This window comes from Pseudoalteromonas shioyasakiensis, assembly GCF_022398475.1.
In the GTDB taxonomy this organism is placed as follows: domain Bacteria; phylum Pseudomonadota; class Gammaproteobacteria; order Enterobacterales; family Alteromonadaceae; genus Pseudoalteromonas.
This window is the reverse complement of sequence record NZ_JAKEVM010000103.1, coordinates 1-14,894: the sequence shown is the minus strand read 5'-3', so window position 1 is coordinate 14,894 and position 14,894 is coordinate 1. Positions and strand designations below refer to the sequence as shown.

Below are 14,894 nucleotides of genomic sequence, written 5' to 3'. Positions count from 1 at the left end.
TAAAAAATGAGCATAAAAAAACGAGCCATTTGTGGGCTCGTTTTTAATTTAAACAAAAGCTAATAACTAAAGGTTATTATTCTGGTTCATAGCCCAAATTAGGCGACAACCAACGCTCAGCTTCTGCAAGAGTCATGTTGGTACGCTTAGCGTAATCTTCAACCTGATCTTTTTGAATTTGCGCTACAGCGTAGTACTTAGCTTCAGGGTGAGAGAAATACCAACCAGAAACCGCCGCACCCGGCCACATTGCATATGAACTGGTTAGCTTCATGCCAATACGCTGCTCGGTATCAAGTAACTGCCAGATTTTCTTCTTCTCTGTATGTTCAGGACAAGCAGGATAACCTGGCGCAGGGCGAATACCTTGGTAGTTTTCACGAATAAGTTCATCGTTCGATAGATTTTCATCTACCGCATAGCCCCAATACTCTTTACGTACTTGCTCATGCAAGTACTCAGCAAATGCCTCAGCCAAGCGATCTGCTACGGCTTTAACCATGATCTTATTATAATCATCTTGCTTAGCATCGAAGGCATCGGCAAGGTCGTCTTCTTCAAGACCACCAGTAACCGCAAAAGCACCAAAGTAATCAGGGGTGCCTTTTGGCGCAATATAATCAGCTAAACAATAATTAGCAAAGTCGGTTTTTTCTGTTTGCTGACGTAAATGACACGCTGTAGTTAAAAGCGTTGTACGCGACTCATCGGTGTAAATCTCAATGTCATCCCCTACTCGGTTTGCAGGAAATAAACCAATGACACCTAGAGGTTGTAGCGCACCTGATTGCTCAAGCTCATCAAGCATTGCGTTGGCATCAGCGAATAAGCTTTTAGCCTGTTCACCTACAATTTCATCTTCAAGAATACGTGGGTACTTACCAGCGATTGACCACGTCATGAAATAAGGTGTCCAGTCGATGTACTGTCTTAACGTCGCAATCGAAACATCTTTAAACTCAGTCACACCCAGCTTTTTCGGTACAGGCGGCGTGTAGTTGTCCCAATCGAGTTTTACAGCGTTGTCGCGAGCACGCTGTAAAGTAACGGGTTTTGAGCGCGGCTTTTTACGTGCTTGTTGTTCACGTACTTTTTCATACTCAGCCTTGGTTTTCTCTAAAAATGCTGGTTTTAATTCTTTCGACAATAAATTAGAAACTACACCTACAGCGCGGCTGGCGTTATTTACATAAACCACACCTTTATCATACTGAGGTTCAATTTTAACCGCGGTATGCGCTTTAGAGGTTGTTGCACCACCAATCAGTAGCGGTAATTCAAAACCACGGCGGGTCATTTCTTTCGCAACATGCACCATTTCATCAAGCGAAGGGGTAATAAGCCCTGATAAACCAATAATATCGGCTTTCTCGTCAATGGCGGTTTGCAAGATTTTCTCTGCCGGCACCATCACACCAAGGTCGATAACCTCGTAGTTATTACATTGCAGTACAACGCCTACAATGTTCTTACCAATGTCGTGTACGTCACCCTTAACGGTTGCCATAACCACTTTACCATTGGTTGCGCCCTCTTCTTTTTCAGCTTCAATAAAAGGGTCAAGATAGGCTACGGCGCGCTTCATCACACGAGCAGATTTAACAACCTGAGGTAAGAACATTTTACCCGCGCCAAATAAGTCACCTACTACGTTCATGCCGTCCATAAGCGGGCCTTCGATCACTTCGATAGGCTTAGCTTTGTTCTTGCGGCACTCTTCGGTATCTTCATCGATGTATTCGGTAATGCCTTTTACTAGTGCATGTTCAAGGCGCTTTTCAACAGGCCAAGTACGCCACTCTAAATCTTCAACTTTCTCTGCTTGCGCCATACCAGAGTATTTGGGTGCAAGTTCAACAAGTCGCTCACCGGCACCTGGATCGGTATTAAGGATCACATCTTCTACAGCTTTGCGCAGCTCTTCGGGAATATCATCGTAAACCGCTAATTGGCCCGCATTTACAATGCCCATGTCCATACCCGCTTTAATCGCGTGGTATAAAAACACTGAGTGAATAGCTTCACGTACTGGGTTATTACCACGGAACGAGAACGACACATTCGATACACCACCCGACACTTTACAGTGCGGTAAGCCTTGCTTAATTCGGCGCGTACCTTCAATAAACTCAACAGCGTAGTTATCGTGCTCTTCAATGCCCGTTGCGACGGCAAAAATGTTTGGGTCAAAAATAATGTCTTCTGGCGGAAAGCCAATATCATCAACGAGTATTTTGTAACTACGCTGACAAATCTCGAACTTACGATCAGCAGTTTCTGCTTGCCCGGTTTCATCAAACGCCATAACCACCGCAGCAGCACCAAAGCGTTTAATTAGCTTAGCTTGGCGGATGAATGGCTCTTCACCTTCTTTAAGTGAAATTGAGTTAACAATGGCCTTACCTTGAATACACTTTAAGCCTGCTTCAATCACTTCCCATTTAGATGAGTCGACCATGATAGGTACTTTTGAGATATCAGGCTCTGAGGCAATTAAGTTTAAAAACTTTACCATCGCCGCTTTCGAGTCCAACATGGCTTCATCCATGTTGATATCAATCACTTGCGCGCCATTTTCTACTTGTTCACGGGCAACATCGAGAGCGGTCTCGTAATCTTCTTCCATGATCAAGCGCTTAAACTTAGCCGAGCCTGTTACATTGGTACGCTCACCGACGTTAGTAAATACAGCAATTTGGTCAGTCATGTCGGTTTCCTAGTTTAAGTTACACGCTTCAAGGCCCGATAAGCGCATACGCACTTCAAGCTCAGGTAATTGGCGAGGTTTTACACCTTCAAGGCCTTTCGCAAACGCCTTAATATGAGCCGGTGTCGTGCCACAACAACCACCTACAATATTGATAAAGCCAGACTTGCCCCAATCAATAATTTCTTTTGCCATTTCAGGAGCTTCTAAATCATATTCGCCAAACTCGTTCGGTAAACCTGCATTTGGATGCACCGAGGTAAAGGTTTCACAAACGCGCGATAACTCTTCAACATACTGGCGCAGTAAGTCAGGGCCTAGGGCGCAGTTAAGGCCGATTGATAGCGGTTTAATATGACGAATTGAGTTATAAAATGCTTCTGTGGTTTGCCCTGATAAAGTACGGCCAGAGGCATCGGTAATGGTGCCCGAAATCATCACAGGTAAACTACGACCAGCTTGCTCGAATGCTTCTTCTACAGCGAACGAAGCCGCTTTAGCATTAAGGGTATCAAAGATGGTTTCTATTAAAATAAGGTCAGCACCACCTTCCATTAATGCCAGTGTTGACTCAACATACGCAGCCACCAGCTTATCAAAGTTGATATTACGATAACCTGGGTCATTTACATCTGGTGAAATAGAACAGGTTTTTGACGTTGGCCCAAGTACACCGGCTACATAACGCGGTTTGCTAGGATCTTTTGCTTCAAGTTCATCACACACGCCGCGTGCAAGCTTCGCTGACTCGAGGTTGATTTCGCGGCTAAGGCTCGCCATGTCGTAATCTTCCATAGAAATAGTCGTGGCATTAAAGGTATTCGTTTCGATGATATCGGCACCGGCTTCTAAATAAGCACGGTGAATATCAGCAATGATTTTTGGCTGAGTCAGGCTTAATAAATCGTTATTGCCTTTAATAAGTACGTGCCAGTCTTTAAAGCGCTCACCGCGATAATCCTGTTCTTCTAATTTATATTCTTGGATCATGGTGCCCATCGCGCCATCGAGGATTAAAATTCGCTGTTTTAGCGCCTCGGTTAATTGTTCGCGTTTATTCACTGCATTACTCGGCATAGTTGTTAGTCCTTACATCTTGGCTAACTAAGTTAATATCATACGGTGTAGTTTGGTACACATAATAGTTTAACCAATTCGAAAACAATAAAAAGGCATGGCTTTGCCACGTTTTCGACGGTTCGTTGTCTGGGTTATCGTCAGGGAAGTAATTTTCTGGCTTAGGTGCATCCGCTGATTTTTCTTGGTCGCGTAAATACTCCCCTTTTAAGGTATGAGCATCGTACTCTGGATGGCCAGTAATATACACTTGGCTACCTGATTTATTTTTAATTAAGTAGGCACCTACTCGCTCTGATCCGGCTAACACCACTAGCTCCTCGCAGGCATTGATCTTATCGATATCAATATGACCATAACGAGAATGTGGCACTAAAAAGGTATCATCAAAGCCACGCGTTAGCGCTGCGTGGTCAAAATAGCTTTTATGGGTGAAAACACCGCTTAATTTGTTTGGTTTCAGATCACGTTTAAGACCATAGTGATGATAAAGCCCCGCATGGGCCGCCCAACACGAAAACAGCGTAGACGTCACATGCTGCTCTGCCCAATCTAAAATAATTTTTAGTTCATCCCAGTAGGCAACTTCGTCATACTCTAAATGAGCAAGCGGTGCGCCCGTTATGATCATGGCATCGTAGTTATTATCTTTCACTTCTGAAAAATAACGATAAAACGTATCCATGTGCTGTTCAGAGTTACTGCTGGTGCGATGGGTATCTAAGCGCAACAGCTCAACATTAACTTGCAGCGGTGAGTTTGCTAACAAGCGAATAAACTGCACTTCGGTTTCAACTTTGTTTGGCATTAAGTTTAAGATGGCCAAACGCATTGGGCGGATTTCTTGCGTTTTAGCACGACTTTTTGGCATTACAAACACGTTTTCTTGACGTAACTTTGCAATGGCAGGCAATTCATCTTTTACTGTAATGGGCATAGCTGGCTCCGAGCATACTTATCTGACTGCTAATTATGAACGGATAGTTAGAAATTTCAACCTCTAGATGTTTAGATGTCTAAATGAAATAGTATTTCTGAGCGGTCATTAATTAAAATGTATGACTCTTTGAGTAAATAACACCTTGATATTAAGCCTATCATAAACGCTGAATTCTGTATTTTGAGGTAGTTTGGGTATACAATACTTGCTGTTAATTTTTATTATAAATTGAAGGCTTCTTTCATGGTGTTACCAGACAAGTTTATATTCTCGATGAGTCGAGTATCTAAGGTTGTGCCACCTAAGCGCACTATCTTAAAAGATATTTCTTTACACTTTTTCCCAGGCGCAAAAATTGGTGTGCTAGGTCTAAACGGTGCAGGTAAATCAACGTTACTTCGCATTATGGCTGGTGTTGACCAAGACTTTGAAGGAGAAGCTCGCCCTCAACCAGGCACTAAAATCGGTTACTTACCGCAAGAACCCGTGCTAGAAGAAAGCAAAACAGTTCGCGAAACAGTAGAAGAAGCTGTAAGCGAAGTTAAAAATGCACTAAATCGCCTTGATGAAGTATACAACGAGTATGCAATGGACGGTGCTGACTTCGATGCACTTGCTAAAGAGCAAGGCGAACTAGAAGCTATCATCCAAGCGCACGACGGTCACAATATCGACAACGTGTTAGAGCGTGCAGCTGATGCATTACGCCTTCCACCTTGGGATGCAAAAATTGAACACCTTTCGGGTGGTGAGCGTCGCCGTGTTGCGATCTGTCGTTTACTACTTGAAAAACCAGATATGCTTATTCTTGACGAACCGACCAACCACTTAGACGCTGAGTCAGTTGCTTGGTTAGAGCGCTTCTTACACGACTACGAAGGTACCGTGGTTGCTGTAACCCACGACCGTTATTTCTTAGATAACGTAGCAGGTTGGATTTTAGAGCTTGACCGTGGTGAAGGTATTCCTTGGGAAGGTAACTACTCATCGTGGCTTGAGCAAAAAGATTTACGTTTACAACAAGAACAGAAATCTGAAAAAGCACGTCAAAAATCAATCGCGCAAGAACTTGAATGGGTTCGTTCAAACCCGAAAGGCCGTCAAGCTAAGTCTAAAGCACGTATGGCACAGTTCTCTGAGCTTCAACAAAACGATTACCAAAAGCGTAACGAAACGAATGAACTATTCATTCCACCGGGTCCACGCTTAGGTGACCAAGTTATCGAAGTGAAAGGCCTGAAGAAGAGCTTTGGCGACCGTGTATTAATCGATGACTTAAACTTTGCAATGCCGAAAGGCGCTATCGTAGGTATTATCGGTGCCAATGGTGCGGGTAAATCAACGCTATTCAAAATGCTAAGTGGTGAAGAAACGCCTGATAGCGGTGAGATTATTGTTGGTGACACAGTTGAGCTTGCAACGGTTGATCAGTTCCGTGGCGACATGGACGAAAGCAACACTGTTTTCCAAGAAATCTCTAACGGCCAAGACGTATTAAAAATTGGTAACTTTGAATTCCCAAGCCGTGCCTATGTTGGCCGCTTTAACTTCAAAGGTAACGACCAACAAAAATTCGTTAAAGACCTATCAGGTGGTGAGCGCAACCGTTTACACCTAGCTAAGCTATTGAAAGCAGGTGGCAACGTATTACTACTGGATGAGCCAACCAATGACCTAGACGTTGAAACACTACGTGCACTTGAGAACGCTATTTTAGAGTTCCCTGGCTGTGTAATGTGTATCTCGCATGACCGTTGGTTCCTTGACCGTATTGCTACACATATTCTTGATTACCGTGACGAAGGCCAAATTAACTTCTTCGATGGTAACTACACAGAATACGAAGAGTGGTTGAAGAAAACCTTAGGCGCAGAAGCGGCACAACCTAAGCGTATTAAATACAAAAAAATTGGCTAATTAGCTGATACTCAAAAAGCCCCTATTTAGGGGCTTTTTTGTGCAAAGTATGCAAGGAATTCATCAACTTTCAATGATCTCGAAAAATACCAACCTTGTGCAAATTGTATCCCCGCTTTAGCGACTACTTGGGCTTGTTTTTTGGTTTCGACTCCCTCTGCAATATAGGCATGATTACTGTCATAACCACAATTTGCGAGTTGTTTCTTTTGTAATGAAGTAGCCCAGTCATCTTGTAAAATCAGATCGATTACCGACTTATCTATTTTTATATAATCAACATTTAACTGCGCAAGCGCTAAGATATTCGCTTCACCTAATTGCATATCATCTAACGCCATTTTTGCCTTAGAGATATTTTCTAGAATAGTTTGAACACCCATTCTATCGGGGATCCCTCGCTCAGATAATTCAAATATCACTTTGCTGGCATTACTATTCAAAGCTGACTTTTTCAGGGTATAGAATACTCCGCCTCGCCCCCAAAGCTCTGGTGGAACATTAATACCTACATGTACGTTGTCATGCTTATTCAGCCACTCAGCAAGCTCTTCGGCTACTTTATCTATGACCCAGTATGTGATCATGCCACTTAATACAGAACCTTCAATTAACGGTATAAACTCGAGAGGTGGGACGACTTTATCATTTCGCTGCCAACGAATAAGCGCTTCTGCTCCAACACACCGATTATCACTTAAACGTATTGTGGGTAAGTATTCTAAAAAGAATTCATTGTTATCAAGTGCCGCTTCAATTTCTGCAAGTGTAATCACATCATACTCCTATCAATGCCTATTAAAGATAGACCGAGGAGATTAATTTGCAAATAATGGCAACCCACCGGATTTTGAATTTCAATACTCAGCTGCCATTTAATCAGGCGACAACCGCTGACTCGACTATACTCATTAGGTCACTAAAGTAGGAGATACAGCTATGAATGAACGCAGAGAGTTTTCGCGGGTATTATTTTCTTGCCCTGCGATCCTTCGTATCGAAGATAACGACTATCACTGTCAGTTACTTGATCTATCTTTGCAAGGTGCGCTCATTACTAAAAGTGATTCATTTTTAGTGCCTATTCATAGTAAAGCTGACTTAATCTTCACCCTGCCAGAATCAACTATCGAGATTAAAATGCAAGTGGAGCTATGTCATGTTGAGCATCAACATGCTGGCCTTCGCTGTGAACATATCGATATTGATAGTATTACTCACTTAAAACGGTTGATTGAGCTAAATCTGGGTGATGAAGCATTATTACATCGCGAGTTAGCCCATTTAATTCACGCGCCAGAGTAAACTTTTGTCGGTAGATTCGTTATGCTGTAGCAAATTCAGCTATTCAATGAGCTATGCAGTTAAATCCCCACTTACCCTTGGTGTATCATCCAAATTACTCGTTTAGTTTCGATCCTAATCATCGCTTTGTGATGAGTAAGTTTGCTTATTTATATGAGCATGTACAAAACCTTGGATTAATAAATGACAACCTAACTCAACCGATGCTTGGCAGCCCTGAGCCCCTTGAATTAGTGCACTGCGAAAACTATATCCACGACCTTTGGCACAACCGCTTAGATGAAAAAGCGATGCGCCGTATTGGCTTACCTTGGTCAAAAGAGCTGATGGCACGTACCTTTACTGCGCCTCTAGGCACCTTACAAACAGCACGTTTAGCCCTTAAACATGGCATTGCTTGTCACTTAGCGGGGGGCACTCACCATGCCCATACTGATTTTGGCTCAGGCTATTGCATGGTAAACGACCTCGCTTTTACCAGCGAAACTCTGATAAAAAGTGGTGAAGTAACCAATATACTTATTTTTGATTTAGATGTTCATCAAGGTGATGGTACCGCAGCAATGCTGGCGCATCAGCCCTATGCTTATACCTGCTCTATTCACTGTGAAAAGAATTTTCCATTTCGAAAGTCAACCAGCGATTTAGACATAGGTTTAGCGCCGAATGTCGCTGATAGTGAATACCTAGGCGTTGTTGACGATACTCTGAGTTATTTATTAAACACCCTAAACCCAGATTTAGTGCTTTATGATGCAGGTGTAGATGTATGGCAGCAAGATGTTTTAGGGAAACTCGATATAAGCTGGCAAGGGATAGAGCAACGCGACCATTTAGTCCTCAAGCGTTGCCTTGAGCACAATGTACCTGTCGCAACAGTAATTGGTGGTGGCTATGATAAAGATCATCGCCGTTTAGCGGCTCGCCATGGTATTGTGGTAGAGCAAGCTGCTCGTTTTTAAAAAATAACAAAGAAAAAAGGCCCGGTGGAGAAAAAACCGGGCCTTTGCTACTGTAACATTGGGATATGTTAGCAACTTTTTTCTAAGTTAAAACAAGTAGCTGTGGAGCTACCGAATGGTAATCTAAAGCCATCGCTATGCTCAAAACCGTGATGTTTACAATTGAAAAAGCAAACACTTGGCGCGCCCAGCCGCTTACATCAATATTGCGACGATAGCCACGAAGCGCCATTAGCAACCACCAAAAACTCGTTGTACAGGCTACAGCCATAAAGGCTAAACCTGTATAACCACTAATGGTTAATAACATCACAACCAACGCATACACGGCGATATATAAAACAATGTGATGCTTTGCCTTCTCGATCCCCTGCGCTACTGGTAACACAGGAATTCTGGCCGCTTGGTAGTCGTTATAACGAAAGATTGCAATTGCATATGAATGAGGCATTTGCCATAGACTAAACATAACCAATAAAATCACAGCACCAGCATCAAACTGCCCAGTCACGGCACAATAACCCACTACAGGTGGTACTGCGCCAGATAAACTTCCTACAAAGGTGCCGTACACAGAACGACGTTTCATATATAAGCTGTACACACCTACGTAGATGACGTAACCAAAAGTAGCAAATAAGAGTGCCACTACGTTGGTATACACTGCTAATAATCCGAAACCAATAACACCAAGCACGATGCCATGTGCCATAGCCGCCTTTGCTGACATTTCGCCAGTCACTGTGACGCGTTTGCGAGTGCGCGCCATAGCAACATCAATATCACGATCAATTACGTTATTGATCGCGCATCCTGATGCTACTACTAAAGATAACCCTAGTAAGGTTGCGATCATTAACCATGGGTCAATATCACCACGAGAGGCTAGCAAGAATCCCCCCGCGACAGAGATCAAATTGCCCATGATAATGCCAGGTTTAGTGACATTTAAATAACGTCGAAACACTTCCTCGACTCCTCTAATTTTCAGCACAAACGCAATATTACGAAAGAAACTAGTTAGTAACAGACTGTGAGAACTGGAGACACAACCTCAGACTAACCAGCTCCTCTCGTAAATCTTTTACCAATTACCAAGTAATTGTTATTAGTACATCATCATGGCGTTCGATTCGTAGATGATCCACACCGACAAACCAACCACCATTACAATGATTAAAGCACTAAAGATAAACGACAATGAACTTGCCTTGCCGTCTTCAGTTTTGAAGTTTAGGTGTAAGAAATATTTCAAATGCACCCAAATTTGCACAATCGCCATGCTCACGATGCTCCATGCAGTGGTCGTTTTCGAAAACGAACCACTCATCACAGCCCAAAATGGAATAGCCGTTAAAACCACTGACAGTAGAAAACCAATTAAATAGTCTTTAACGCTGCCATGTGATTGTTCATTATGCGTATGAACTTCTAAGTTATTAATTACATGTGATTCACTGTGGCTCATTACATTGCTCCCATTAAATAAACAACGGTAAATACACAGATCCACACCACATCTAAGAAGTGCCAGAATAGGCTTAAACAACTTAGGCGTGTCACTGTTTGTGGGTTTAAACCACGGCGCACAACTTCAATCATTAGGACAGTCATCCAAATAAGACCAGCTGTAACGTGAAGACCATGTAAGCCCACTAGAGAGAAGAACGATGTTAAAAAGGCACTTTGCTGAGGGCCATTACCATGCGCAATTAGGTGATGAAATTCGTACACTTCCATACCAATAAACACTGCACCAAAGGCAAAGGTAACTAGCAACCAAATTAATGTAGCCGCCTTTTTCTGCCCATGAGCAGAAATCATCGCAAAACCAAAAGTGATACTACTGAGTAGTAGAGCTGCGGTTTCAACCGCCACAAAATCAAGTTCAAAAATGTCTTTACCCGACACACCGCCAGCAGTGTTCATAAACAATACTGCGTAGGTTGCAAAGAATGATGCAAACAACAGGCAGTCAGTCATAAGGTAAAGCCAGAAACCAAATACGGTGTTACCACCTGTATCGTGGTGCTCATGGTCATGTGCATCGACATGACCGTGTGCGCCGTTTAAGGTGTCGAGCCCTGCAGAAATGGTACTCATGCATTCACCTCCTTCGTAGCGGCTGTATTGTGAGCCGTTTCTAGTTCAACAATTTCATCTGGTTGCACGTAGTAATCAATATCGCTGGTGTAACAACGCTTGATGAACACCACGATAGCACCCAGTAAACCAAAGGCTGCAAGCCACCAAATGTGCCAGATCATGGCAAAACAGAAGGTTGTTAAAGCCGCGCTCATTAATACACCTGCCGATGTATTTTTTGGCATATGAATTGGGCTATAAGAGTCTTCTTGCTTGTAAGCTAAGCCTTTTTCTTTCATGTCTGTCCACGCATCGATGTCATCAACATGAGGGATTTTCGCAAAGTTGTAGTACTGCGGAGGTGAAGCCGATGCCCACTCAAGAGTATGACCATTCCACGGATCGCCCGTTGTATCATCAAGTTGCTCGCGGTTTTTGAAGCTCACTACAAGTTGCACAACTTGGAACAAGATACCGAACATAATGATCACCGCACCGCCAGCTGCAATGTATAACCAAATGTTCCAATCAGGGTTGTTCGTGTGGTTTAAGCGACGTGTCATACCTAAGAAACCAAGTACGTATAACGGCATAAATGCCACGAAGAAACCAATTAACCAGCACCAGAAAGATCGTCTGCCCCAGCTCTCGTCAAGTTTGAAGCCCATTGCTTTAGGGAACCAAAACGCAAAACCAGCTAAATAACCAAATACCGCACCACCAATAATGGTGTTATGGAAGTGAGCGATTAAGAATAAGCTGTTATGTAATACGTAGTCAGCACCAGGAATAGCAAGTAGAACACCCGTCATACCACCGATAGTGAACGTCACCATAAAGCCTAAAGTCCAAAGGACAGGCACAGTAATACGTAAACGACCACGATACATAGTGAATAACCAGTTAAACAACTTAACCCCGGTCGGTACCGCAATAACCATGGTCATAACACCAAAGAAGGCATTAACGTTAGCGCTTGAGCCCATCGTAAAGAAGTGGTGAAGCCAAACGATGAAACCTAAAATCGAAATTGCACCACTTGCGTAAACCATCGACTTGTAACCAAACAGGCGTTTACCAGCAAACGTAGAGATAACTTCTGAGAAAATACCAAACGCAGGTAAGATCAGAATGTAAACCTCAGGGTGACCCCATGCCCAGAATAAGTTGATGTACATCATCGCGTTACCACCTAGTTCATTTGTGAAGAAGTGGAAATCGAGATAACGGTCAAGCGTTAGCATTGCCAGTACAGCCGTTAAAATTGGGAACGATGCTGCAATTAAGATATTCGCCCACGTACATGCCCAAGTAAAAATAGGCATTTTCATTAATGTCATGCCTGGTGCACGCATTTTAAATACAGTCGCTAAGAAGTTTACCGATGTTAATAAGGTACCCAAGCCGGATATTTGCAAGGCCCATATATAATAATCGACCCCGACACCTGGACTGAATGACAACTCTGACAACGGTGGATATGCCACCCAACCCGTTTTCGCAAACTCTCCAAAGAATAATGAGATATTGATTAGGATTGCACCGCCAGCAGTTAACCAAAAGCTAAGGTTATTTAAGAATGGGAATGCAACATCACGGGCACCAATTTGCAGCGGTAAAATGATGTTCATTAAACCAATCATAAACGGCATCGCCATAAAGATGATCATAATCACCCCGTGTGCCGTAAATATTTGGTCATAGTGCTCTGGTGGTAAGTAACCACTTGCACCGCCGGTAGCCATTGCTAATTGCAGTCGCATCATAATGGCATCCGCGAAACCACGGAAAAGCATGATAAGCGCAAGAATGATGTACATGACACCTAAACGCTTATGGTCAATTGAGGTGATCCAGTCGTGCCAAATCACGCCCCACTTTTTATATTTTGTTACTAAGCCTGCCACTAACAGACCTAAGACAGCAACAACCGTCATGGTAACCATGATAATTGGTTCATGAAACGGGATTGCGTCTAATGTTAATTTACCTAACAACGACATGATTATTCCTCGTCCTCGCTGTGCTTCTTATGAGCTGAGTGCTCTGGCATAGCGTGTTGCATTGCACCGTGAGAGCCATGCGCTTGCATATATTTCATTACGATTGAATGGAACATATCTTTATCTACGCTGGCATAGTATTTAACTGGGTCGTATTCACTTGGTTTTGCAAGTTCAACATAGCTTTGCTTAGTCAATGCAGAACCGGTATTTTTTACTTTGTTTACCCATGCATCGAAATCAGCTTCTGTGGCTGTTGCAATGGCATCGAACTTCATACCAGTGAAACCTGCACCACTGTAGTTAGCAGAAAAGCCTTTAAAAGTACCCGGCTCATCAGCGATTAAGTGAAGCTTTGTTTCCATACCAGCCATTGAGTAAATTTGGCTACCAAGCTGTGGAATGAAAAACGAGTTCATGGTGCTTTCTGAGGTGATCTTGTACTGCACTGGCACATTGGCAGGAAAAACAAGCTCATTCACTGTGGCGATGCCTTGCTCTGGATAAATGAATAGCCATTTCCAGTTCAAAGAAACAACCTCAACAGTAAGGTGCTTACCTTTACCCTCAAGTGGTTTATATGGGTCAAGTTGTTGCGTTGACTGCCATGTGATCACACCTAAAATCGCAACGATGATGATAGGAATGGTCCAAACTACAACTTCAATCTTATTAGAGTGCGCCCACTTTGGAGCGTAAATTTCTTGATCTCGTCCATCACGGTATTTCCATGCAAAATAAATTGTCATGGCAATAACTGGAATCACAACAATCAGCATTAACACCGTAGCTACGATAATTAAATACTTCTCGTCGACACCAATTTGACCTTTTGGATCGAGTACCCCGCCTTTACAGCCAGACAAAGCCAGCACTAAAGACGCTAGAGCAATATTACAAAGGTTTCGAATTGACAAAGGAATATCCTACAACCTAAAAGTTAACACTTGTCGAAATAAGAACACGACGCTTTTCTGCAACAGATGCTACAGATATCCCTCGGCTGAATAACGAGCACGACAAAAAGGCACGCTAAAAAGTGAGGGATTTTATTAGGTTGGCTGACTGAAATTTGGGCGTAAAAATCCCACTAGGTGCTTAGTAAAGACAACTTAGAAAATGACTAAAATGGCTGAACTTAAGCAACAAAGCTTATTTACAGACAACCACTTACACGAGGAGGAGCACGACAGCCATGAGCGCTGTGTACTACTAAAGACTTTATCGTTTCACGCGCAGCGAAGGCCGCTTTACGTAAAATGACACCTGCACGACGCGCAGGGAAGAAATGGAAGACCAACCAGCATAAACCAATAAGTAATTGGCAAGACACCACTGGGTAAGCTAAAAAACTCAACACATTAAGCAATGGTGTTTCGTATAAAGCACCTTCGCTTAATAAGCTTCTTAGCCCTTGAGCATCTTCTAATGTACCGTTGATTAGCATCGCTGAATTAATCAGCAACAAGGCTAAAACTGACATTAGCTCTTTACCAGCAAAAAACGCACGCGCAGCCAATTGCAATCTAGCTAAGCTAGACTGTTTGACACCTTGTGACTGATTAATTGCTCGCAAAACTCACGCCTTTTTATCGCTTTTACTGCATTTTAGGTAAATGGCTTACCCTATTTTTTAATGCGGTAACATGATCTTCATCAATAAAGTTTCAGTAATTACTGAAATTTCGATGTGGAGTATAACAAAGTCAACAGACGGTACAAGTAGAATTTAACAGCACATGGTTAAGTATTGTTTAGCTACTTGCTAACAAACTGTAAAAAACCAAACTTATTACAGCTAAATATTTAAAAGTAATACTGTATTTTATATAGCGAAAAGCAATGAAGAAAAAGAAAATAACATAAAAATAGCGTTTTAAAGCATACTTAGTCAGTAG

13 protein-coding genes are annotated in these 14,894 nt (G+C 42.7%); 3 read left to right on the top strand and 10 right to left on the bottom strand.

Going from position 1 to position 14,894, the window contains the following annotated elements:
• Nucleotides 1–76: 76 nt before the first annotated feature.
• From metH to L1D51_RS15720, 3 genes are read right to left on the bottom strand one after another with little or no spacing between them, the layout of a single operon-like run.
• Nucleotides 77–2,707, bottom strand: coding sequence for a methionine synthase (gene metH, locus L1D51_RS15730; protein ID WP_239964117.1), 2,631 nt, complete (start codon nucleotides 2,705–2,707; stop codon nucleotides 77–79).
• A gap of 9 nt (nucleotides 2,708–2,716) precedes the next feature.
• Nucleotides 2,717–3,784, bottom strand: a complete 1,068-nt coding sequence (locus L1D51_RS15725) for a homocysteine S-methyltransferase family protein (RefSeq protein WP_054562289.1) — start codon at nucleotides 3,782–3,784, stop codon at nucleotides 2,717–2,719.
• Nucleotides 3,774–4,721, bottom strand: coding sequence for a homoserine O-succinyltransferase (locus tag L1D51_RS15720; protein WP_054562290.1), 948 nt, complete (start codon nucleotides 4,719–4,721; stop codon nucleotides 3,774–3,776). The genes L1D51_RS15725 and L1D51_RS15720 overlap by 11 nt, the downstream gene beginning before the upstream one ends.
• Before the next feature lie 246 nt (nucleotides 4,722–4,967).
• Between L1D51_RS15720 and ettA the strand changes: the two genes are divergently transcribed.
• Nucleotides 4,968–6,641, top strand: a complete 1,674-nt coding sequence (ettA, locus tag L1D51_RS15715) for an energy-dependent translational throttle protein EttA (protein ID WP_239964115.1) — start codon at nucleotides 4,968–4,970, stop codon at nucleotides 6,639–6,641.
• Nucleotides 6,642–6,667: 26 nt separating this feature from the next.
• Here ettA and L1D51_RS15710 read toward each other — a convergent pair whose 3' ends face one another.
• On the bottom strand, nucleotides 6,668–7,417 hold the full coding sequence (locus L1D51_RS15710; protein ID WP_055020657.1) for an EAL domain-containing protein: 750 nt from the start codon (nucleotides 7,415–7,417) through the stop codon (nucleotides 6,668–6,670).
• 163 nt (nucleotides 7,418–7,580) lie between these two features.
• Here L1D51_RS15710 and L1D51_RS15705 point away from each other — a divergent pair, with 163 nt between their 5' ends.
• Both L1D51_RS15705 and L1D51_RS15700 read left to right on the top strand, forming a co-directional pair.
• A complete protein-coding gene (locus tag L1D51_RS15705) occupies nucleotides 7,581–7,946 on the top strand; it encodes a PilZ domain-containing protein (protein ID WP_055020656.1) in 366 nt (121 codons plus the stop codon).
• Between the two features lie 53 nt (nucleotides 7,947–7,999).
• Nucleotides 8,000–8,908 (top strand): histone deacetylase family protein, encoded by a 909-nt coding sequence (locus tag L1D51_RS15700; RefSeq protein WP_239964113.1) that lies wholly within the window; start codon nucleotides 8,000–8,002, stop codon nucleotides 8,906–8,908.
• An 82-nt stretch (nucleotides 8,909–8,990) separates the two neighbouring features.
• Here L1D51_RS15700 and cyoE read toward each other — a convergent pair whose 3' ends face one another.
• From cyoE to L1D51_RS15670, 6 genes are all read right to left on the bottom strand, one after another.
• Nucleotides 8,991–9,875, bottom strand: a complete 885-nt coding sequence (gene cyoE / locus L1D51_RS15695; protein ID WP_054554292.1) for a heme o synthase — start codon at nucleotides 9,873–9,875, stop codon at nucleotides 8,991–8,993.
• 141 nt (nucleotides 9,876–10,016) lie between these two features.
• Nucleotides 10,017–10,376, bottom strand: coding sequence for a cytochrome o ubiquinol oxidase subunit IV (gene cyoD / locus L1D51_RS15690; protein WP_055020654.1), 360 nt, complete (start codon nucleotides 10,374–10,376; stop codon nucleotides 10,017–10,019).
• On the bottom strand, nucleotides 10,376–11,011 hold the full coding sequence (cyoC, locus tag L1D51_RS15685; protein ID WP_239964111.1) for a cytochrome o ubiquinol oxidase subunit III: 636 nt from the start codon (nucleotides 11,009–11,011) through the stop codon (nucleotides 10,376–10,378). Before cyoC ends, cyoD begins: the two co-directional genes overlap by 1 nt.
• Entirely contained in the window at nucleotides 11,008–12,996 is a 1,989-nt protein-coding gene (cyoB, locus tag L1D51_RS15680) for a cytochrome o ubiquinol oxidase subunit I (RefSeq protein ID WP_055020653.1), read from the bottom strand. Before cyoB ends, cyoC begins: the two co-directional genes overlap by 4 nt.
• 2 nt (nucleotides 12,997–12,998) lie before the next feature.
• Nucleotides 12,999–13,913 (bottom strand): ubiquinol oxidase subunit II, encoded by a 915-nt coding sequence (gene cyoA / locus L1D51_RS15675; protein ID WP_239964109.1) that lies wholly within the window; start codon nucleotides 13,911–13,913, stop codon nucleotides 12,999–13,001.
• Between the two features lie 239 nt (nucleotides 13,914–14,152).
• The gene (locus tag L1D51_RS15670; RefSeq protein ID WP_055197879.1) at nucleotides 14,153–14,572 is read right to left on the bottom strand and encodes a hypothetical protein; all 420 of its coding nucleotides are present in this window, start codon (nucleotides 14,570–14,572) and stop codon (nucleotides 14,153–14,155) included.
• Nucleotides 14,573–14,894: the final 322 nt, after the last annotated feature.